Here is a 19,951-nt window from a genome sequence, read left to right as displayed (position 1 = left end):
CGTTTTTTATGACCCCTGTGGCGAGGGGGCTTACCCCCGTTGGAGTGCGCAGCACACCCCAATCCAGCTAACGCGGTATCCCTGATACAACGAGATTGCCTGTTTTGGGGCTGCTACGCAGCCCAACGGGGGCAAGCCCCCTCGCCACAGGGTATGGATCATCTCTGCGCTCTGCGTACAATGCCCGCTGCCCTGCAGGAGACTTCAATGACCCGACTCGCCACCCCACGCAAACCCCGCGCACGCAGCCAGGCCCGGATCGATTCGATACTCGATGCCGCCCGCACGTTGCTGGCCGCCGAGGGCGTGGGCAGCCTGTCGATCTACAGCGTCGCCGAACGTGCAGAGATCCCGCCCTCCTCCGTCTACCACTTTTTCGCCAGCGTCCCGGCCTTGCTCGAAGCCCTGACCGCCGACGTCCACGCCGCGTTCCGTGCTTGCCTGCAAGCGCCCATCGACCACCACACCCTCAACGGCTGGCGCGATTTGTCGCGACTGGTGGAACAGCGCATGCTCGATATCTACGACGAAGACGCCGCCGCCCGCCAGTTGATCCTCGCCCAGCACGGCCTGACCGAAGTCACCCAGGCTGACCGCCAACACGACATTGAGCTCGGCGACCTGATGCACAAACTGTTCGACCATCACTTCGAGCTGCCAAGGCTGCCGACAGACGTCGATGTGTTTGCCCTGGCCATGGAGTTGGGGGATCGAGTGTATGCACGCTCGGTGCAGCAACATGGGCAGATCACGCCGCGCATGGCTGAAGAAGGGATGCGGGTGTTTGATGCTTATCTGGGGTTGTACTTGCCACCCTATCTGCCCAAGCGCGCTATTACAGCCTGATACCTTCGCTGGCTTCACTGGCCCCATCGCGGGCAAGTCGGATCGCCGCACCGCCGCTCCCACATTTGGTCTTTAGCGAACATTGTATTTGTGTACGACACAAATCCCTGTGGGAGCGGGCTTGCCCGCGATGGCCGCACCGCCGAACTCACTGAATCACGCGCATAAAAAACCCCGAAGGGCTCACACCCTCCGGGGTTGTTGTTTGCGCACGTGCTTACAACTTGGCGATCGACACCTCGGTGGATTTCACAAACGCGATCACTTCGCTGCCGACCACCAGTTCCAGCTCCTTCACCGAGCGCGTGGTAATCACCGAAGTGACGATGCCGGAGGCAGTCTGCACGTCGATTTCCGAGAGGACGTCGCCGAGCACGATTTCCTTGATCGAGCCTTTGAACTGGTTACGAACGTTGATGGCTTTGATAGTCATGATGTTGATTCCTGTCGTTGGATGAATCTTTAAGTTATTGAGCCCAGCGCAATTGCGTGGGCAGTGGTGAAACAGGTTCCGGTTCCGGTGGTTGGCCGGGTAGCGACAGCACGCGGGTGAGCACTTCGGTTTCCAGCGCAGCCAGCCGATGGGAGCCGCGAACCCGAGGGCGCGGCAACTCCACTGCCAGGTCGAGGCCGACTTCGCCCTCTTCAATCAGAATCACCCGATCGGCAATCGCCACCGCTTCGCTGACGTCGTGGGTCACCAGCAACACGGTGAAGCCATGTTGTTGCCAGAGCCGTTCGATCAGTTGCTGCATCTCGATTCGGGTCAGGGCATCCAGTGCGCCCAGGGGTTCGTCGAGCAACAGCAGACGCGGTTGATGGATCAGCGCACGGGCCAGGGCCACACGTTGCTTCTGCCCGCCGGACAAGGCTGCCGGCCATTCGTGGGCGCGATCCGCCAGGCCGACCGCCTCAAGGGCTTCCAGTGCTTGCGGGCGCCAGTTGCCCTTGAGCCCGAGGCCGACGTTGTCGATGACCTTCTTCCACGGCAGCAGCCGTGCTTCCTGGAACATCAGCCGGGTGTCTTCCCGGGCAGCACTCAGCGGTGCGGAACCGGCGAACAACTCGCCAGCCGTGGGCTTGTCGAGACCGGCGAGCAAGCGCAGCAAGGTGCTTTTGCCACAACCGCTACGCCCGACCACCGCCACAAACTGGCCGGCCGGAATGTGCAGCTCGATTTCACGCAGCACTTGCCGCGAACCGAAGGTCTTTTGCAGCTTGCGCACTGCCAGCGGAATTCCGCGCAGCAGGCGTGGCGGTTGTTGAGCCGTCATGCGGCACCTCCCTTGGCAACCTGATAGGCCGGATGCCAGCGCAGCCACACGCGTTCCAGTCCACGGGCGGCGAGATCAGCGAGTTTGCCGAGCACGGCATACAAAAGAATCGCCAGCACTACCACGTCGGTCTGCAAGAACTCCCGGGCATTCATCGCCAGGTAACCGATGCCGGCGCTGGCAGAGATGGTTTCGGCGACGATCAGAGTCAGCCACATGAAGCCCAGGGCAAAACGCACACCGACCAGAATCGAAGGCAGCGCACCCGGCAGAATCACCTGACGGAACAGGCTGAAACCGGACAAGCCATAACTGCGGGACATTTCCACCAGCGCCGGATCGACGTTGCGGATGCCGTGGTAAGTGTTGAGGTAGATCGGGAACAACGTACCCAACGCCACCAGGAAAATCTTCGCCGACTCATCAATGCCGAACCACAGGATCACCAGCGGGATCAGCGCCAGGTGCGGTACGTTGCGGATCATCTGCACCGAACTGTCGAGCAGGCGTTCGCCCCATTTCGACAGGCCGGTGATGAAGCCCAGGGTCAGGCCGATACCGCCGCCAATGGCGAAACCGAGCGCCGCGCGCCAGCCGCTGATGGCCAGGTGAGTCCAGATTTCACCGCTGCGCACCAGGCTCACGCCGGCTTCGATCACCGCGATCGGCGCCGGCAGAATCCGCGTCGACAACCAGCCCGCCGACACCGACAGTTGCCATACCGCCAGCAACAAGACTGGCAACGCCCAGGGCGCGAGGGTGTGGATAATTTTTTTCATGGCGGCACCTCAGCTCTGGGACGCCGCTTTGGGAAGAATGTCGTTGGCCACCATCTCGCCGAACGGGCTGACGTAACCGGCGCTTTTCGGCAGTTCCGGGCGCTCGATGTCCAGGTGCGGGAACAGCAACTCGGCCACCCGGTAGGATTCTTCCAGATGTGGATAACCGGAGAAGATGAACGTATCGATGCCCAGATCGGCGTATTCCTTGACCCTGGCGGCCACGGTCGGACCATCGCCGACCAGCGCCGTACCGGCCCCGCCGCGCACCAGACCGACACCGGCCCAGAGGTTGGGACTGACTTCCAGGTTGTCGCGACTACCGCCATGCAAAGCGGCCATGCGTTGCTGGCCGACCGAATCGAAACGCGCCAGAGAAGCCTGGGCGCGTGCAATGGTGTCATCGTCCAGATGAGAGATCAGTCGATCCGCCGCTTGCCACGCCTCGGCGTTGGTTTCGCGAACGATCACATGCAGGCGAATACCGAAGCGCACGGTGCGGCCAAGCTTCGCGGCCTTGGCGCGAACCTGCTCGATTTTCTCGGCAACGGCCGCCGGTGGCTCGCCCCAGGTCAGGACCATTTCAACCTGCTCTGCCGCCAAGTCTTGCGCCGCTTCCGACGAGCCGCCGAAATACAGCGGTGGACGCGGTTGCTGGATCGGCGGATAGAGCAACTTGGCACCCTTCACGCTGATGTGCTGGCCGTCGTAATCGACGGTTTCGCCTTCCAGTACCCGACGCCAGATGCGAGTGAATTCCACCGAAGCCTGATAGCGTTCTTCGTGACTGAGGAACAAACCATCGCCGGCCAATTCTTCCGGATCGCCACCGGTGACCAGGTTGAACAGCGCACGACCGCCGGACAGACGATCCAGGGTCGCGGCCTGACGCGCCGCCACCGTCGGGGAAATGATCCCGGGGCGCAGGGCGACAAGGAATTTCAAACGCTGGGTCACCGGGATCAGCGATGCGGCCACCAGCCACGAGTCTTCGCAGGAGCGACCGGTGGGAATCAGCACCCCGCCAAAACCCAGACGATCCGCCGCTTGCGCGACTTGTTGCAAGTAACCGTGGTCGACGGCGCGAGCGCCCTCGGCGGTGCCAAGGTAATGGCCGTCGCCGTGGGTAGGCAGGAACCAGAAGATATTGAGGCTCATGGAGTGGTCTCCTTGGGGAATCGAATTACTGCGCTTTGGCCACGGCCGCCGGTGGCGTCCAGATCACGTCTTTGATGCTCAAGGGCTTGGGAATCAGCTTGAGCTGGTAGAAGCTGTCGGCGATTTTCTGTTGGGCAGAGACCACCTCAGGGGTCAGGAACAGCGCGCCGTAGCCTTGGCGTTTCACCGAGGTCAGGGTGATGTCCGCCGGCAGGCCGAGCAGTGGCGAAACCTGTCGGGTTACGTCCTCGGGATTGGCCTTGGACCATTCACCGACCGCGCGCACTTCTTCCACCAGGGTTTTGATCACTTCAGGATTTTTCTGCGCGTAAGGCTTGGTCGCCAGATAGAACTGGTGGTTGTCGACGATGCCTTTACCGTCGCGCAGAGTGCGAGCTTGCAGTTGCTGTTCGGCGGCAGCCTGGTACGGGTCCCAGATCACCCAGGCATCGACACTGCCGCGCTCGAACGCGGCGCGGGCATCGGCGGGCGGCAGGAACACGGTCTGGATGTCGGTGTATTTGAGGCCGGCGTCTTCCAGCGCACGCACCAGCAGGTAGTGCACGTTGGAGCCTTTGTTGAGCACGACTTTCTTGCCCTTGAGTTCCTGCACCGATTTGATCGGCGAGCCCTTCGGCACCAGGATCGCTTCACTGTGGGGCGCTGGCGGTTCATAAGCAACGTAGAGCAGATCGGCGCCTGCGGCCTGAGCGAAAACCGGAGGCGTTTCTCCGGTGACGCCGAAGTCGATGGAGCCGACGTTCAGGCCTTCAAGCAGTTGCGGGCCGCCGGGGAATTCCGTCCATTGCACGTCCACGCCTTGGGCGGCGAGGCGTTTTTCCAGAGTGCCTTTGGCTTTGAGCAGCACCAGGGTGCCGTATTTCTGATAGCCGATTCGCAGAGTCTCGGCTTGAGCTTGAGTAATAACGCCGAAGGACACAGCCGCAGCAAACAGAGCGACCAGACCACGACGCAAAATGACAGTGCGCATAGCGCTCTCCTTTTTGCAGTTGGGTTTTGGCTGCACCTGCTTGCCCGTTAGCGGGTCAGTAAGGTGAGTACTTCAAATTCAGATGTGGCTTTAGGGCTGGCTTAAATGCTCCAGCGAGCACTCAACAAACGTTCGTTCAACAGGTTCGGATCGAGCGGCTTGGGCCGACGAGCCATGGCGCTGTAAAACAGCTCCAGCGATTCGTTCAGTCGTTGCGCAAGCTCGGGAGCCAACTGTGCCTGGGCACTGCCTTCGCCGTAAGCGATCTGGCTGTCCACGGCAAAAATCCCCTGCAGCATTTCCTGGGCCTTCAACGCCGACAACACCGGCTTGAGCGCGTAATCCACCGCCAGCATGTGGGCGATGCTGCCGCCGGTCGCCATTGGCAGAACCACTTTGTGGGCCAGGGCGCGTTCGGGCAGCAGATCGAGTACGGTTTTCAGCGCACCGGAGAACGACGCTTTGTAAACCGGGGTGGCGATGAGCAGGCCGTCGGCGTTATCAATTTGTTGCAACAGATCGATCACCTTCGGGCTGTCGAAGCGGGCATGCAGCAAATCTTCGGCCGGGAAGTCCCGTACCTGGTAACTCACCACTTCCACACCTTGCTCTTGCAACCAGTGTTTGGAGCGTTCCAGCAACACCCCGGAACGGGAGCGTGGGCTAGGGCTGCCACCGAGTGAGACGACCAGCATTCAGACAGTTCCTTGAGCGGTGTTGGCGATTCGCAGCTTGCGATCTCGCGTCGATGGAGTGACCTTAACAGGTGATTTATATATCCATAAATCATATTTATTCATTTGGTTATACCTTTAATGAATATACTGATTGTCTTTTTCCGGACAAAAAAACAGGCCGTCGAAACGGCCTGAAATCCCCTGCTTTGTCGATGACATGAAATTTTCACTGGGCGGTCTGCCGCCTTCGCGGGCAAGCCCGCTCCCACAGGGTTTTAGGTCTGCCATACATCTCTAATCCTCCCCAATCCACTGTGGGAGCGGGCTTGCCCGCGATAGCGATTTCAGCCACACCGCAAAATTCGGATGATTACCTGTTCGGCTGCGGCGTCAGGCGCAGGTACGGTTTCACCGCGCGATACCCCTTGGGAAAACGGCGCTGGATTTCATCTTCATCCTTGAGTGACGGCACGATCACCACCTCATCACCGTCCTGCCAGTTGGCCGGGGTGGCCACCTTGTAGTTGTCGGTGAGCTGCAGCGAATCGATCACCCGCAGAATCTCATTGAAATTACGGCCGGTACTCGCCGGGTAAGTGATGGTTAGCCGAATCTTCTTGTTCGGATCAATCACGAACAACGAGCGCACGGTCAGGGTGTCGTTGGCATTCGGGTGGATCAGGTCGTACAGGTCGGACACTTTACGGTCCGCATCGGCGAGGATCGGGAAGTTGACGATGGCGTTCTGGGTTTCATTGATGTCCTCGATCCACTTGTGATGCGAGTCCACCGGGTCCACCGACAGGGCAATGGCTTTGACGCCACGCTGGGCGAAATCTTCCTTGAGCCTGGCGGTGAAGCCCAGTTCGGTGGTGCACACCGGGGTAAAGTCCGCCGGGTGAGAAAACAGCACACCCCAGCTATCGCCCAGCCATTCGTGGAAACGGAGGGTGCCGACGCTGGAATCCTGTTCGAAATCGGGGGCGATATCGCCCAGTCTGAGGCTCATGGTGCTGCTCCTGGTGAGTGCTTGTTGAGCCCAACTGTGCCTGTGTTCTTATTGAATTAAAAAGAATAAATATTGATTTATTTAGACCTTAAACGAATATTAAAGATCTGTTCACTGGACCAGACGTGCCATCGGGACGAACATCGATCCCGAGGTTCGAGAAGGCCTTGAGTTGTTGCAAAAAGGGAACTTCAAGGAGGGTTTACGGGGGTGAGCCCGCCTTGAAAACGCAAAAGCCCCGCCCGGCGTGATGCCGGGCGGGGCTTTTTTTCGTCGGTTACGCGAGCGCTATTACAACAGCGGGATCGAGTAGCTGACGATCAGACGGTTTTCGTCCTGGTCGCGCTGACCTGGAACGTCGTTGCGCCACATGGCGTTTTTCCAGGTGAGGCCCAGGTTTTTCAGCGGGCCTTCTTGTACTACGTACGCCAGGGTCAGGTCACGTTCCCACTCGGAACGGCCAGTTGCGTTGACGCTAGTCTGAGCTGCCCCCGCTTTACCGGTTGTGTCGATGTTATCGCCACGCAGATAAACCATACCCGCGGTCAGACCTGGGAGGCCGACTTTGGCAAAGTCGTACGAGTAGCGAGCTTGCCAGGTACGTTCGCCGGCACGGGCGAACTTGGCGATCTGGCTGTCGGTAGTCAGGTAAGCCGACGAGCCGTCACCCTGGTTCAGCCAAGGGAAGTCGCTATTACCGTTGCTGACCTGGTAACCGCCACCGAAGGTGTGACCGGCAACCGAGTACAGGAAAAGGCCGCTATACAGGTTGTTGTCGACTTTACCTTTGGTAATGCCGGTGCCGTAGTCACCTGTAGTGAAATAGGCAGAGTCATGGCCGTTGGCGCCATCGTCACGGCTGTTGAAGTAACGGAAGTCAGACTTCAGTACGCCTGGACCAATCGACCAGTTGTGAACCAGACCCAGGAAGTGCTGCTTGTAGAAATCTTCCAGGTTGCCGTAGTAGTACTGAGCAGTCAGGTCTTTGGTGATTTTGTAGTCGCCACCGCCATAGATGAACTTGTTGCTGTCACGACCGGCAGCAGTGTGAGCGTTGGCGCCAGCAATCGACAACTCTTCGTTGTTGCTGGAGTTACGGCCCTTGGCGTGCTCGATCTGACCGCCGACCAGTGTCAGGTCTTTGATCTCGTTCGAGGTGATCTGACCACCCTGGAAAGTTTGTGGCAGCAGACGGCCGTCGTTGGTCACGATCACCGGCAGTTTTGGCTGCAGAGTGCCCAACTTCAGTTCGGTCTGGGAGATCTTGGCTTTGGCAGTCAGGCCCAGGCTGGAGAAATTATCAACCGCTTCGCCGTTGGACTCGCTTGGGAAAACAGTACCGCCGTAAGAAGTCGAAGTGGCGCCGTTAGTGCCACCGCCGGTGTCCAGACGCACGCCCAACAGGCCGATGGCATCGATACCGAAGCCGACAGTGCCTTGGGTGTAGCCGGAAGTGAAGCGCAGATCGAAGCCTTGGCCCCACTCTTCGTTCTTGCTTTGAACGCCGTTGGCCTTGACCTTGGCGGTACCAGCATCGGAATCGCGGTTATCGGTGTTGATGTAGAAGTTGCGCAGCCCCAATGTAGCCTTGCTGTCTTCGATGAAACCGGCGGCGCCTGCCTGCTGCGCCAAAACCCCTACGGCCACAGCCAGGGCCAAGGTGGACTTGTTCATTGTTTCGCTCCTATCGTTTCTAATTCTGGGTTCCTGGTCCTGGGTCGAGTGCCCGGATCCAAGGAGGCGCAATGAGCGCCAGGTGGTCAGGCCACCTTGATTGGGGTCGGCTTATAAACCAAAAAGATTTATATGTGTTTTTTTCATATCATTTGGATATAAAAATCCATGCCGGAACACAAGGTATCGGCTCATGAACCAATTCCTTAACCTTCAAAATCGAGGTTGCTGAATCCGATACTCGTTTTGCTGCCAATGAGTACCTGATGGTTTCATTTTATAGACTCGGGAAAAAAACAAAAAAGAATAAATAATCTACTTAATCTATTTTTTTGGAATATAAAAAAGCGCACAAAAAAAAGCCTCGCCAGCAGGCGAGGCCCTTTTTTAATGGCTATTACAGGAAGCTGTAGGTGTAGTTGAAGATCAGACGGGTCTGGTCTTGGTCAGCGGTGCTGGTATTACCGCTGTAAGTACCGTGACGCAGAGTCGTACCAAACCCTTTGAGTGGACCCGTTTGAATCACGTAGTCCACACGCGCGTCGGTCTCGTGCTCATTCAGGTCTTTACCCACGCCGCTGGTTGCCTTGATGTCTCGGCCATCCAGGTAAGCAATCGAAGCTTTCAAACCTGGCACGCCCAGTGAGGCGAAGTCATAGGAGTACTGACCGTACGTGGTGTTTTCACCGGCACGGATAAAGCTGCCCACGGTGGCGTCGGTGAACGAGTAGAAGCTGGCGCCACCGGCACCTTCTTGACGACCCTTGCTATCGATCAGGCTGCCCTGGTTCAAGAAGACGAAGCCGCCGTCATCGCTGACACGCTGATGACCAAGCAGGAACGCGCTGCCACCCAGGGTGTAGGTGAACGTCGCACTCCAGGTCTTGTTATCGACCTCGCCTGCATTCTTGGCGTAGCCATTGTTGTTGTTGAAGCGGTAGCCGGCGTCGCCGTTCTTGCCATCGGAGCTGCTGTCGAAATAACGAATATCAGTCTTGAACGACTGGTTCGGGGCGATCGGGTAGACGTGCACCAGGCCGAGGAAGTTCTGCTTGTAGTAGTCTTCCAGATTCGCATAGTAGTACTGCAGCGTGAGGTCTTTGGTGACTTTCCAGTCAGCACCGGCGTAACGGAACTGGTTGCTGTCCTGAGTACCGCCAGCCACTGCCAGGCCAGTGTCGTTAGAGGAGGCGCGACCTGACGCGTGCTCCAGTTGACCCAGGTTGAAGGTCACGTTGTCGATTTCCTTCGAGGTGATGGTGCCACCTTCGAAGGTCTGCGGCAGCACACGGCTGTCGTTCGCAATCAGGATCGGCAGGTTAGGTGCCAGACCGCCACCCAAGTGGGCCTCGGTCTTCGAGAAACGCGCCTTGACGTTGGCATCCAGACGACTCCACTCGTCGGCGGACCTGTCGCCGTCGCTCGGGAAGAAGGAGTTGCTGTTACCGAGCGGGTGATGTCCCCTGCCGCCATCCAGATGGATGCCGACCAGTGCCTGGGCGTCGATACCGAAACCAACGGTACCCTGGGTGAACCCGGACAGGTAATCGAACTTGAGACCCTCAGCGGTTTCTCGCTGACGGTTTGCAGCTCTATTGTCGCCTTCACGGACATCGGCGTCGTAATACATGGTCCGGGAACTGACGGAAGCCTTGCTGTCTTCCAGGAAACCCGCGGCGCCGGCCTGCTGCGCCAAAACCCCCACGGCCACAGCCAGGGCTAAGGTGGACTTGTTCATGTTTCGCTCCTCTCGTTTTCTAATTTTTGTGTTCTTTGGTCTTGGGTCGAAAGCCCTGGATCCACAGATGCGCGATTAGCGCCAGACCGTGACTACCAAGTCAATCGTAACCATGTGTGCCCACGACCAAGGTCTAATGTCGAATATTGAGTCCCTGCCGGCGAATCATCGAACCGGACATAACGGCATTGGCCCAAAAGCTAATTCCTAAAAGGCATTTGTCTGCCTTTTTTTAGATTCATTAGCCTCGGTACATCCCGTACACGTCAATCCCTATCGAAAAGGCGACGTCATGATGGCTAAACGCGCACTATCTAGTCAATTTGTTACAGTTTATGTATCGATATTATTTTCTCTTTCCACTCAGGCGGCGACGCTCACATTCGGTTATCAAACCGGCGTCGCACCCCGCAAAGTCCCTCAAGCTGACGGCGATTACGAGAAGACCATAGGCCATAAAATCGATTGGCGCCGTTTCAATAGCAGTCCGCAAGTGGTCAACCCCGCGCAGCAGACCGCCGCGCTACTCGATGGCGGCACGACAAAGGATTGGAGAGACGGCGAAGTTCTTGCTGGAACAAGGGAAGGGAGAGACGGTGCTGTCCGTACGTCAGCACCCAATACGTAACACACCGCTCTGGAGCGAGGCTTGCCCGCGAAGCAGACAACTCGATTTATCGGTTGCCCTTGATGACGCCTTCGCGGGCAGCTTCGCTCCTACAGGTTCGGGGGTCAGAGGGCTTTTTCGAAGATCTTCGAATTACGCTGATAGTTGTAAAGCGACGCCCGCGCCGACGGCAGGCGATCGACGCTGCTCGGCACAAAGCCTCGCTCACGGAACCAGTGGGCGGTCCGGGTGGTGAGCACGAACAGGGTTTTCAGGCCCTGAGCCCGGGCGCGGGTTTCAATGCGCTCCAGCAATTCATCACCGCGACCGCCATGGCGGTACTCCGGGTTCACCGCCAGACACGCCAGCTCCCCCGCATCCGAATCGGCAATCTGATACAGCGCCGCGCAGGCGATGATCATGCCTTCACGTTCGACCACACTGAACTGCTCGATCTCACGCTCCAGCACCTCGCGAGAACGACGTACCAGAATGCCCTGCTCTTCCAGCGGGCTGATCAAGTCCAGCAAACCGCCGACATCCTCGATGGCCGCCTCGCGCACAACTTCGAATTGCTCCTGGGCCACCAACGTACCGCCACCGTCACGGGTGAACAGTTCAGTCAGCAGTGCGCCATCTTCGGCGTAGCTGACGATATGACTGCGCGCCACACCGCCCCGGCATGCCTCAGCGGCCGCATCCAGCAGTTCGGCCTGATAGTTGCTGCCCAGGCGTTGCAGGTGCGCCGGCACTTGTTGCGGACGCAGTTCGCGAACCAGACGACCATTTTCATCCAGCAGACCGAGTTCGGCACCGAACAGCAGCAGTTTGTCTGCACCCAGATCGATGGCCGCACGGGTCGCGACATCTTCGCAGGCGAGGTTGAAGATCTCGCCGGTCGGCGAGTAACCCAACGGCGACAACAGCACGATGGAGCGCTCGTCCAACAGGCGATTGATGCCCTTGCGGTCGACCCGACGCACCTCGCCGGTGTGGTGATAGTCGACACCTTCAAGCACACCAATAGGCCGCGCAGTCACCAGATTGCCGCTGGCTACCCGCAGGCGCGAGCCCTGCATCGGCGACGAGGCCATGTCCATGGACAACCGCGCTTCGATGGCAATGCGCAGTTGACCGACCGCATCAATCACACACTCCAGCGTCGCCGCATCGGTGATGCGCATGCCGTGGTGGTAATGCGGGGTCAGGCCGCGAGCAGCGAGGCGGGTTTCAATTTGCGGACGCGAACCGTGAACCAGCACCAGTCGCACGCCCAGGCTGTGCAGTAGCACCAGGTCGTGGACGATATTGCCGAAGTTCGGATGCTCTACGCCGTCGCCGGGCAGCATGACGACGAAGGTGCAATCGCGGTGGGCATTGATGTAAGGCGAAGCGTGACGAAGCCAATTGACGTATTCGGGCATGAACCTGGGCCTGTAATAAATAGCAGCCGAAAAAAGAGTAACGCAGTAAACGCACAGCGGGCTGATGGTTATCGTCGGAACAGGCTTGGCGACACGCGCGCTCTCCTCATAAGTACGGGTTGTGACACGGGCAATTTATACGAGCGACGCCGGCGTCAGGCAGTAATGTTCGATCAGTTGACGTAATAGATGCACGGTAGGCTGCAAACGTGACATTTCGAGGTATTCCCCCGGTTGATGGGCGCAGGCGATGTCGCCGGGGCCCAATACCAATGTTTCACAGCCAAGGCGCTGAAGATAAGGCGCTTCTGTGCCGAACGCCACTGCTTCGGCGCGATGGCCGGTGAGCTTTTCGGCGACCCTCACCAATTCCGAGTCCTCGGCCTGCTCGAATGGCGGCACTTCGGGGAACAATGGCGCGTAATCGATCTTCACCTGATGTCGCTCGGCGATGGGCTTGAGCTTCTGCAAGATCGCCGCGCGCAGGGCTCTGGGGTCCATGCCTGGCAGCGGGCGCAGGTCAAACTCCAGGGAGCACTGGCCGCAGATGCGGTTGGGGTTATCGCCACCGTGAATGCAGCCGAAATTCATCGTCGGCTGCGGCACGCTGAACTGCGGATTACGAAATTCCCGCTGCCATGCCAGACGCAAGCCGCGCAGTTCGCCGATGGCATCGTGCATGGCTTCGAGGGCGCTATGGCCCAGGCTCGGGTCCGATGAGTGACCGCTCTGACCGAGGATGTCGATGCGTTCCATCATCACGCCTTTGTGCAAGCGGATCGGCTTCAACCCTGTCGGCTCGCCAATCACCGCCGCACGACCTAGCGGCCGCCCGGCTTCGGCCAAGGCACGCGCACCCGACATCGAGCTTTCTTCATCGCAAGTCGCAAGAATCAACAAGGGTTGTTTGAACGGTTGGTCGAGCAAGGGTTTGACGGCTTCGATGGCCAGGGCGAAAAAACCCTTCATGTCGCAACTGCCCAGGCCGACCCAGCGGCCGTCCACCTCCGTCAGTTTCAGCGGGTCGGTCTGCCACAGCGCCGCATCGTATGGCACCGTATCGCTGTGACCGGCCAGCACCAGGCCGCCGGGGCCGGAACCGAAACTGGCCAGCAGGTTGAATTTGCCGGGGCTGACCTGCTGGATGTCGCAGGCAAAACCCAGCTCCCCGAGCCATGTCGCCAATAAGTCGATGACCGGCCGATTGGTTTGATCCAGGCTGGGTTGGGTACAGCTGACAGACGGCGCGGCGATCAGCGCAGCGAACTGATCTCTCATGGACGGCAAAGGCATCGCTGACTCCCAACTCCCGAATTGAAGTCCATCATAGAGCCATCCGGCGACAGGAATAAACCGCCGCGGCCATCACCAAGCGTCAACAGACCCTACGACCCTTCAGTCCTGTACACTGCACGACCTTGGCAGCCACACATTCTCCCGGCTGCGCTCCCGATCCTGGATTTTCCGGCCATGCAGAAAGAAACCGAAATCAAACTCCGCGTCAGCCGCGAAACCCTCGCCGCCCTGCGCGAGCACCCGTTACTGAAAAAACGCAACAAAAGTGGCTGGGAACGCCGTGACTTGATGAACCAGTACTTCGACACGCCCGAGCGCGACTTGGCCCGCGCCAAGGTGGCCCTGCGCCTGCGCCGCGATGGCGAAGAAGTGATTCAGACCCTCAAGACCCGTGGCCAGAGCGTCGCCGGTCTGTCCGAGCGTCACGAGTACGACTGGCACCTGCCCAAAGCCAAACTCGACGTGAAAAAACTCGACGGCGAATGCTGGCCCGAAGAGTTGGCCGAGCTGGACAAGAAAACCCTGAAAGCCATCTTCACCACCGATTTCGTTCGCGAACGCGCGGAAATCGCCTGGGGTCGTGGCAAGACCAAAGTGGTCATCGAAGCCGCGCTGGACCTGGGCCACGTGGTGGTCGGCAAGCAGAAAGAAGAAATCTGCGAACTGGAACTGGAACTGCGCGAAGGCGAACCGGCCGCGCTGCTGGAACTGGCCGCCGAACTGGCCGCGACCCTGCCGCTGATGCCATGCGACATCAGCAAAGCCGAGCGCGGTTATCGCCTGTTCGACGCCAACAGCTATTCGTTGAGCCTGCCGGCGCCACAGATCAGCGCCGAAATGCCGCTGGACGATGCGTTCGCCGCCCTGAGCTGGCATTTGCTGAGCAGCAGCCAGCGTCTGGCCGAGCAGTATCGCTTCAATGGCCACTGGCGCCTGCTGCAGGACTGGGTCGAAAACCTTGCGGAAGTGCGCGCGCTGATCAGCAGCCTCGGCCAGGCCGCACCGCGTCAATCGACTCACGATCTGCGAGTCGCGCTGGATGCCCTGCTGGAAGACTGGCGCCCGCTGGTACAAGCCGGCCTGGACGACGAAGACGTGCGCAAAGCCGCGCCGGAGCAGTTCCTCGAAGAGCTGGAAGATCCGCGTTGGGGCCTGTTCTCGCTGAACACTTCGCGCTGGCTGCTGGCCCGCACCTGGGCCGCCGATCGCAACACCCGCGGCAATCGCCAGGGCGCCGCGCAACTGGGCAGCTGGCTGCCACGCCTTCTGGGCGAAGAAGCCAACTCGCTGCAATTGCAGCGTTACCAGCAACAGCCGGAAGACCTGGCCGAGCAACTGCCGCGCATCGAGCGTATCCAGGCCTGGCTGCACCACGCCCGTAGCGTGCTGGACATCCCGGAAATGGATCGCCTGTACGGTGAGCTGAAACAGCTTGCCCTGCTAGCTAATGAGCCGATCACCGACGAGGCCCTGGATGCGCGTAAGCAGCAGGCGATTGCGGTGTATCAGAATCGCGCCTGGAAAACTCTGCTGCGTCTGTAACACCCTCTGGCGAGGGGGCTTGCCCCCGTTGGGGCTGCGAAGCAGTCGCAAAGCTTTTGGGGCCGCTTCGCGACCCAACGGGGGCAAGCCCCCTCGCCACAAAAAACCTCTACCGCAACAATCAACGCAACACCGGCAAACTCGTCGTGGATTTGATTTCCGACAAGGCCACGATCGAGTTGACCTCCTGAATCCCCGGCACCATCGACAGCTTCTCGAAGAAGAAGCGCTCATAAGCCTCGATGTCTGCCGTGACGATCCGCAGCAAGAAATCCACCGACCCCATCAGCACATAGCATTCCAGCACTTGCGGAAAACCGCGAATCGCATCGGTGAACTCAGTGAAGTTCGACCGTCCGTGGGCGTTGAGTTTGATCTCGGCAAATATCTGCGTGTTGAGGCCGATTTTCTTGCGGTCAAGCAACGTCACCTGGCCGCGAATGATCCCCTCCTCCTTCATCCGCTGAATCCGCCGCCAGCAGGGCGACTGCGAGAGCCCCACCCGTTCGGCGATCTGCGCGCTGGACAGCGAAGCGTCCTCTTGCAGCAACGCGAGAATCTTGCGGTCGTAGCCATCCAGCTCGCTGCGCATAGAAAAACCTTAAATTAATATGATCTTGAATTGATCGATTCGATAAATCGTCAATACACCCAATAATAGATAAGAAATACCCGGCACTGAATGTAAAAATTCCTCCAACGATTTTGGAGCCCGACCATGCCGCCCCTGGAAGCCGTGAACACCTCGCCCGCCCGCGCCGATGTCTGGAACGCCAGCAACGCCCACTGCCGCGTTCAATACCAACTGCTGGCCGAAGCCGAGCCGGATCTGTTGTGTCGCGCGCTCAATCTGTTTGCCTTGCAGTTTCTGACGCCACAGCAGGTCAACGTGCAGCGCCTGAACGATCTGCTATCGATCGACATCATCATGGACGGCCTGAGCTGGCACCGAGCCGAGGTGATCGCGGAAAAATTACGTAACCTGATCAGCGTCTGCTCGGTGAATCTGCAAGCGGCTGATTCTGTGTGGGCAGAGCCGGCGCAGGCAGCTGGCTGAAAAAACCCGACACGTGTTGGTCCGGTAGTGGCCCAACGGTCTGCTGGTGCGCAGCTATCCTTTGCGAACGGTTGTTCATAAGGAGCCCGCATGTCCGTTCAACTCGCCACTCAGGACCGCTGGCTGGACCTTAACGATTTGCTGCGTGAACTGGTCGCGCAGGGCTTTATCAGCCAGGATTCGGCCGAGCACGCACTCAACGCCCGCCGCCGTCACGCCGCCAATGCTCAGCAACATCCGCTGGAATTCATCGCCAGCCAACAACTGGACGACCTCAGCCGTCCCGGTAAACACCTCGACCTGGAAAACCTGACGCTGTGGCTGTCCCAGCAGGCCGGCCAGCCTTACTTGCGCATCGACCCACTGAAAATCAACGTCGCCGCCATTACGCCGCTGATGTCCTATGCCTTCGCCCAGCGCCACAAGATTCTGGCGGTGTCCATCGACCGCGATGCCGTCACCGTGGCCAGCGCCCAGCCCTTCGTCAGCGGCTGGGAAGCCGACCTGACCCACGTGTTGAAACTGCCGATCAAGCGCGTGGTGGCCAATCCGGTGGACATCCAGCGCTTCAGCGTGGAGTTTTTCCGCCTGGCCAAATCGGTCAGCGGCGCCACCAACACCGATCAGCAGACAAGCAACCTGGGCAACTTCGAACAATTGCTCAACCTCGGCGCCAGCGACCAGGAGCCGGACGCCAACGATGCGCATATCGTCAACATTGTCGATTGGCTGTTTCAGTACGCGTTCCAGCAACGGGCCAGCGATATCCACATCGAACCCCGGCGCGAGCAAGGCACGGTGCGCTTTCGCATCGACGGCGTGCTGCACAACGTCTATCAATTCCCGCCGCAGGTGACCATGGCCATCGTCAGCCGCCTGAAAAGCCTGGGGCGGATGAACGTTGCGGAAAAGCGCAAACCCCAGGACGGCCGGGTCAAGACCAAGACCCCGGACGGCGGCGAAGTAGAGTTGCGGTTGTCGACATTACCGACAGCGTTCGGCGAGAAGATGGTGATGCGGATCTTCGACCCGGAAGTGCTGCTCAAGGACTTCGATCAACTGGGTTTTTCCGCCGAGGACCTGCGCCGCTGGCAAGACATGATCCGCCAACCCAACGGCATCATTCTGGTGACCGGGCCGACCGGTTCGGGCAAGACCACCACGCTGTACACCACCCTCAAGAAACTGGCGACGCCGGAGGTCAACCTCTGCACCATCGAAGACCCGATCGAAATGGTCGAGCCGGCGTTCAATCAGATGCAGGTCCAACACAACATCGACCTGACCTTTGCCGCCGGCGTGCGCGCGCTGATGCGACAAGACCCGGACATCATCATGATCGGCGAGATCCGCGACCTCGAAACCGCCGAGATGGCGATTCAGGCGGCACTCACCGGTCACCTGGTGCTGTCGACGTTGCACACCAACGATGCGCCGAGCGCCATCAGTCGCCTGCTGGAACTTGGCGTGCCGCATTACCTGATCAAGGCCACGGTGCTCGGGGTCATGGCCCAGCGTCTGGTTCGTACGTTATGCCCTCACTGCAAGGCCCCCTTGACGTTGGGCGAAGACGACTGGCAAACCCTGACCCGGCCCTGGCAAGCGCCACTGCCGACTAATGCCCAGCGCGCCATCGGTTGCCTGGAATGCCGCGAAACCGGCTACCGCGGTCGCGCCGGGGTTTACGAAATCATGCAGCTGACGGACGGCATCAAAGCGCTGATCAACCCCGATACCGATCTACTGGCGGTCCGCCGTCAAGCGTTCAAGGAAGGCATGCGCAGTTTACGGTTGTCGGGGGCGCAGAAAGTGGCGGCGGGGTTGACCACGATTGAAGAGGTGTTGCGAGTGACGCCGCAGAGTGAGCAGAAATAGACATCCCCTCATGCCGGTAAGTTAAGACACATCCCCTGTGGGAGCGTGGCTTGCCCGCGAAGAATACACCGCGTTTTTTCAGGTGTTACGCGTCATCGTTCTTCGCGGGCAAGCCACGCTCCCACAGGATTTTCGTCGCTCAAATTTCTAGACTTACCGGCATTTGGCCTCTCCAAGTCGCATTCAAATCTTTTGCCCTACACTCTGGTCATCGCAACCCAACCAGACTGGACAGGGACCGTTATGAGCATTGCACTGATTCTCTTCGTCGTACTGGTCGTGGCCATTCTTTTCATGGGCTTCAAAGTGGTGCCCCAAGGGTTTGAATGGACGGTCGAACGCTTCGGCCGTTACACCAATACCCTCAAGCCAGGCTTGAGCATCATCATTCCGGTGATGGACCGCATCGGCCGCAAGATCAACGTAATGGAAAGCGTGTTGGACATTCCGCCCCAGGAAGTCATCACCGCCGACAACGCCACTGTGCAGATCGACGCCGTATGCTTCTTCCAGGTGGTCAATACCGCACAGGCTGCCTACGAGGTGAACAACCTCGAACATGCCGTCCGCAATCTGCTGCAAACCAATATCCGCACTGTGCTCGGCTCCATGGAACTGGATGCGATGCTCAGCCAGCGCGACAACATCAACGAAAAACTGCTGCGCACTGTCGATGAAGCCACGGCGCCGTGGGGGATCAAGATCACCCGGATCGAGATCAAGGACATCAGCCCTCCCGCCGACCTGATGGCCGCCATGTCCGGCCAGATGAAAGCCGAACGGATCAAACGCGCACAGATTCTGGAGGCCGAAGGTTTGCGCGCCTCGGCGATCCTCACCGCCGAAGGCAAGAAGCAGGCGCAGATTCTCGAAGCCGAGGGCAGCCGTCAGGCGGCGTTCCTCGAAGCCGAGGCCCGGGAACGTCAGGCCCAGGCCGAAGCCCAGGCCACCAAAGTGGTGTCCGAAGCCATCGCCGGCGGTAACGTGCAGGCGGTCAACTACTTCGTCGCACAGAAGTACATCGATGCCTTGGGCAAACTGGCCTCGGCCAACAACAGCAAAGTGATCCTGATGCCGCTCGAAGCCGGTTCGATGATCGGTGCCGTCGGTGGCATCGGCGAAATCGTCAAGGCCACCTTCGACGGCAAGAAAGGCTGAGGTCGCCGCCCATGGAACTGTTTTCGTTCTGGAGCTGGCTGGCCCTGGGCACGCTGTTGCTGATCCTCGAGGTGTTCGGTGCCGGCGGTTATCTGCTGTGGATCGGCATGGCAGCTGGCATCGTCGGCGTGCTGACGTTCCTGATACCGGATTTGCCTTGGGAATGGCAGGTGCTGTTGTTTGCCGTTTTTTCGATCCTCACCGCCCTGTACTGGTGGAGACGTCAGCGCAGTGTGGTGCGGGCCAGCGATCAGCCGAACCTGAACCTGCGAGGGCAAGAGCTGATCGGCAAGGTGTTCGTGGTCAGCGAAGCGATTATCAACGGCCGCGGCAAGATCAAGGTCGCCGATGGCGTGTGGATGGCCCGAGGGCCTGATACCGCGACCGGCAGCCGTGTTCGGGTGATCGGGCAACAAGGGGCGATTTTACTGGTGGAGCGGGCCGACTAGCGTCACGGAACTCGATTGGGTTATTGGCAATCAAAGCCCGCAGTTAAAACCCAGTGGAGTCACCTTTTATGCGTCTCAAACTTGCTGTCGCTACCCTCGCCTTGTTGTCCCTTCAAGTCGGTTCGGCGATGGCTGATGACAGTTTTTTGCGTAACATTCTTACTTCCGGTGCCACCACCGGTACGTCCTACCTGACCTCCAGGGATCACAAGCTGATCGTCGCCGCCCAGGACGACGCCGGCAGCTTTGTCGCCAGTGACGGCGCCATTCGCGGCCCCTATCTGGAAGCTGCCATGCAGAAAGTCCGCGCTGAAAACCCTGGCCTGCAAGCCACGGACATGGAACTGGCGAACGCCATCCTGGCGAAGAATGCCATCGCCTCGAAATAAGGTGGGTT

At 59.3% G+C, this 19,951-nt stretch carries 20 protein-coding genes and 1 pseudogene; 8 read left to right on the top strand and 13 right to left on the bottom strand.

All coding sequences use genetic code 11. The features are described from left to right. The first annotated feature begins 207 nt into the window (after positions 1 to 207). A complete protein-coding gene (locus J3D54_RS09830) occupies positions 208 to 846 on the top strand; it encodes a TetR/AcrR family transcriptional regulator (protein ID WP_253417716.1) in 639 nt (212 codons plus the stop codon). 217 nt (positions 847 to 1,063) lie between these two features. On the opposite strand, the gene J3D54_RS09825 is transcribed toward J3D54_RS09830, so the two are convergent. The 10 genes from J3D54_RS09825 to J3D54_RS09780 form a co-directional block, all read right to left on the bottom strand. Beyond that, positions 1,064 to 1,279: a molybdopterin-binding protein gene (locus J3D54_RS09825; protein WP_003229256.1), complete on the bottom strand. Its 216-nt coding sequence runs from the start codon at positions 1,277 to 1,279 to the stop codon at positions 1,064 to 1,066. Between the two features lie 34 nt (positions 1,280 to 1,313). Continuing rightward, entirely contained in the window at positions 1,314 to 2,120 is an 807-nt protein-coding gene (ssuB, locus tag J3D54_RS09820) for an aliphatic sulfonates ABC transporter ATP-binding protein (RefSeq protein ID WP_253417715.1), read from the bottom strand. Further along, the gene (gene ssuC, locus J3D54_RS09815) at positions 2,117 to 2,899 is read right to left on the bottom strand and encodes an aliphatic sulfonate ABC transporter permease SsuC (RefSeq protein ID WP_253417714.1); all 783 of its coding nucleotides are present in this window, start codon (positions 2,897 to 2,899) and stop codon (positions 2,117 to 2,119) included. Before ssuC ends, ssuB begins: the two co-directional genes overlap by 4 nt. Positions 2,900 to 2,908: 9 nt before the next feature. Next, positions 2,909 to 4,057 carry an FMNH2-dependent alkanesulfonate monooxygenase gene (gene ssuD / locus J3D54_RS09810; protein ID WP_007939251.1) on the bottom strand — a complete coding sequence of 383 codons (1,149 nt, stop codon included), beginning with the start codon at positions 4,055 to 4,057 and terminating at the stop codon, positions 2,909 to 2,911. A 25-nt stretch (positions 4,058 to 4,082) separates the two neighbouring features. Further along, positions 4,083 to 5,048, bottom strand: a complete 966-nt coding sequence (locus tag J3D54_RS09805; protein ID WP_253417713.1) for a sulfonate ABC transporter substrate-binding protein — start codon at positions 5,046 to 5,048, stop codon at positions 4,083 to 4,085. Between the two features lie 101 nt (positions 5,049 to 5,149). Next, on the bottom strand, positions 5,150 to 5,743 hold the full coding sequence (gene ssuE / locus J3D54_RS09800; RefSeq protein ID WP_253417712.1) for an NADPH-dependent FMN reductase: 594 nt from the start codon (positions 5,741 to 5,743) through the stop codon (positions 5,150 to 5,152). 117 nt (positions 5,744 to 5,860) lie between these two features. Then, positions 5,861 to 6,013, bottom strand: a complete 153-nt coding sequence (locus J3D54_RS09795) for a hypothetical protein (RefSeq protein ID WP_253417711.1) — start codon at positions 6,011 to 6,013, stop codon at positions 5,861 to 5,863. A gap of 82 nt (positions 6,014 to 6,095) precedes the next feature. Continuing rightward, positions 6,096 to 6,734: a peroxiredoxin gene (locus tag J3D54_RS09790; protein WP_253417709.1), complete on the bottom strand. Its 639-nt coding sequence runs from the start codon at positions 6,732 to 6,734 to the stop codon at positions 6,096 to 6,098. 291 nt (positions 6,735 to 7,025) lie between these two features. Then, entirely contained in the window at positions 7,026 to 8,408 is a 1,383-nt protein-coding gene (locus J3D54_RS09785; protein ID WP_253417707.1) for an OprD family porin, read from the bottom strand. A gap of 397 nt (positions 8,409 to 8,805) precedes the next feature. Beyond that, entirely contained in the window at positions 8,806 to 10,146 is a 1,341-nt protein-coding gene (locus tag J3D54_RS09780) for an OprD family outer membrane porin (protein WP_253417705.1), read from the bottom strand. Positions 10,147 to 10,438: 292 nt separating this feature from the next. Between J3D54_RS09780 and tauA the strand changes: the two are divergent. After that, positions 10,439 to 10,645, top strand: a pseudogene (tauA, locus tag J3D54_RS09775) (taurine ABC transporter substrate-binding protein); the annotation flags it as partial. Between the two features lie 233 nt (positions 10,646 to 10,878). On the opposite strand, the gene argA reads toward tauA, so the two are convergent. Both argA and argE read right to left on the bottom strand, forming a co-directional pair. Then, positions 10,879 to 12,177 carry an amino-acid N-acetyltransferase gene (gene argA, locus J3D54_RS09770; RefSeq protein WP_253417704.1) on the bottom strand — a complete coding sequence of 433 codons (1,299 nt, stop codon included), beginning with the start codon at positions 12,175 to 12,177 and terminating at the stop codon, positions 10,879 to 10,881. A 135-nt stretch (positions 12,178 to 12,312) separates the two neighbouring features. Beyond that, entirely contained in the window at positions 12,313 to 13,470 is a 1,158-nt protein-coding gene (gene argE / locus J3D54_RS09765) for an acetylornithine deacetylase (RefSeq protein ID WP_253417703.1), read from the bottom strand. Between the two features lie 177 nt (positions 13,471 to 13,647). On the opposite strand from argE, the gene J3D54_RS09760 reads away from it, so the two are divergent. Then, entirely contained in the window at positions 13,648 to 15,015 is a 1,368-nt protein-coding gene (locus J3D54_RS09760) for an inorganic triphosphatase (RefSeq protein WP_253417702.1), read from the top strand. Between the two features lie 121 nt (positions 15,016 to 15,136). On the opposite strand, the gene J3D54_RS09755 is transcribed toward J3D54_RS09760, so the two are convergent. Next, positions 15,137 to 15,607: an Lrp/AsnC family transcriptional regulator gene (locus J3D54_RS09755; RefSeq protein ID WP_253417701.1), complete on the bottom strand. Its 471-nt coding sequence runs from the start codon at positions 15,605 to 15,607 to the stop codon at positions 15,137 to 15,139. A gap of 126 nt (positions 15,608 to 15,733) precedes the next feature. Here J3D54_RS09755 and J3D54_RS09750 point away from each other — a divergent pair, with 126 nt between their 5' ends. The 5 genes from J3D54_RS09750 to J3D54_RS09730 all read left to right on the top strand — a co-directional run bounded on the left by J3D54_RS09750 (position 15,734) and on the right by J3D54_RS09730 (position 19,943). Further along, entirely contained in the window at positions 15,734 to 16,072 is a 339-nt protein-coding gene (locus J3D54_RS09750; protein ID WP_253417700.1) for a hypothetical protein, read from the top strand. Positions 16,073 to 16,162: 90 nt separating this feature from the next. Further along, positions 16,163 to 17,947, top strand: coding sequence for a GspE/PulE family protein (locus tag J3D54_RS09745; protein ID WP_253417699.1), 1,785 nt, complete (start codon positions 16,163 to 16,165; stop codon positions 17,945 to 17,947). A gap of 243 nt (positions 17,948 to 18,190) precedes the next feature. Next, positions 18,191 to 19,105 carry an SPFH domain-containing protein gene (locus J3D54_RS09740; RefSeq protein WP_253417698.1) on the top strand — a complete coding sequence of 305 codons (915 nt, stop codon included), beginning with the start codon at positions 18,191 to 18,193 and terminating at the stop codon, positions 19,103 to 19,105. Positions 19,106 to 19,116: 11 nt separating this feature from the next. Further along, a complete protein-coding gene (locus J3D54_RS09735) occupies positions 19,117 to 19,554 on the top strand; it encodes an NfeD family protein (RefSeq protein WP_253417697.1) in 438 nt (145 codons plus the stop codon). Positions 19,555 to 19,622: 68 nt separating this feature from the next. After that, positions 19,623 to 19,943 carry a DUF2388 domain-containing protein gene (locus J3D54_RS09730; protein WP_253417696.1) on the top strand — a complete coding sequence of 107 codons (321 nt, stop codon included), beginning with the start codon at positions 19,623 to 19,625 and terminating at the stop codon, positions 19,941 to 19,943. Positions 19,944 to 19,951 lie beyond the last annotated feature (8 nt).

This window comes from Pseudomonas sp. GGS8, from assembly GCF_024168645.1.
In the GTDB taxonomy this organism is placed as follows: Bacteria; Pseudomonadota; Gammaproteobacteria; order Pseudomonadales; family Pseudomonadaceae; genus Aquipseudomonas.
The sequence above is the reverse complement of the archived record's forward strand: the minus strand, read 5'-3'. Positions and strand labels throughout refer to the sequence as shown.

Coding starts and splice junctions, on each gene's coding strand:
- J3D54_RS09795 (WP_253417711.1), bottom strand. CDS start 6,013: ATGGCAGACCTAAAACCCTGTGGGAGCGGGCTTGCCCGCGAAGGCGGC.
- J3D54_RS09805 (WP_253417713.1), bottom strand. CDS start 5,048: ATGCGCACTGTCATTTTGCGTCGTGGTCTGGTCGCTCTGTTTGCTGCG.
- J3D54_RS09740 (WP_253417698.1), top strand. CDS start 18,191: ATGAGCATTGCACTGATTCTCTTCGTCGTACTGGTCGTGGCCATTCTT.
- ssuB (WP_253417715.1), bottom strand. CDS start 2,120: ATGACGGCTCAACAACCGCCACGCCTGCTGCGCGGAATTCCGCTGGCA.
- argA (WP_253417704.1), bottom strand. CDS start 12,177: ATGCCCGAATACGTCAATTGGCTTCGTCACGCTTCGCCTTACATCAAT.
- J3D54_RS09830 (WP_253417716.1), top strand. CDS start 208: ATGACCCGACTCGCCACCCCACGCAAACCCCGCGCACGCAGCCAGGCC.
- ssuC (WP_253417714.1), bottom strand. CDS start 2,899: ATGAAAAAAATTATCCACACCCTCGCGCCCTGGGCGTTGCCAGTCTTG.
- ssuE (WP_253417712.1), bottom strand. CDS start 5,743: ATGCTGGTCGTCTCACTCGGTGGCAGCCCTAGCCCACGCTCCCGTTCC.
- J3D54_RS09760 (WP_253417702.1), top strand. CDS start 13,648: ATGCAGAAAGAAACCGAAATCAAACTCCGCGTCAGCCGCGAAACCCTC.
- J3D54_RS09730 (WP_253417696.1), top strand. CDS start 19,623: ATGCGTCTCAAACTTGCTGTCGCTACCCTCGCCTTGTTGTCCCTTCAA.
- J3D54_RS09780 (WP_253417705.1), bottom strand. CDS start 10,146: ATGAACAAGTCCACCTTAGCCCTGGCTGTGGCCGTGGGGGTTTTGGCG.
- J3D54_RS09735 (WP_253417697.1), top strand. CDS start 19,117: ATGGAACTGTTTTCGTTCTGGAGCTGGCTGGCCCTGGGCACGCTGTTG.
- J3D54_RS09750 (WP_253417700.1), top strand. CDS start 15,734: ATGCCGCCCCTGGAAGCCGTGAACACCTCGCCCGCCCGCGCCGATGTC.
- ssuD (WP_007939251.1), bottom strand. CDS start 4,057: ATGAGCCTCAATATCTTCTGGTTCCTGCCTACCCACGGCGACGGCCAT.
- argE (WP_253417703.1), bottom strand. CDS start 13,470: ATGCCTTTGCCGTCCATGAGAGATCAGTTCGCTGCGCTGATCGCCGCG.
- J3D54_RS09785 (WP_253417707.1), bottom strand. CDS start 8,408: ATGAACAAGTCCACCTTGGCCCTGGCTGTGGCCGTAGGGGTTTTGGCG.
- J3D54_RS09745 (WP_253417699.1), top strand. CDS start 16,163: ATGTCCGTTCAACTCGCCACTCAGGACCGCTGGCTGGACCTTAACGAT.
- J3D54_RS09755 (WP_253417701.1), bottom strand. CDS start 15,607: ATGCGCAGCGAGCTGGATGGCTACGACCGCAAGATTCTCGCGTTGCTG.
- J3D54_RS09790 (WP_253417709.1), bottom strand. CDS start 6,734: ATGAGCCTCAGACTGGGCGATATCGCCCCCGATTTCGAACAGGATTCC.
- J3D54_RS09825 (WP_003229256.1), bottom strand. CDS start 1,279: ATGACTATCAAAGCCATCAACGTTCGTAACCAGTTCAAAGGCTCGATC.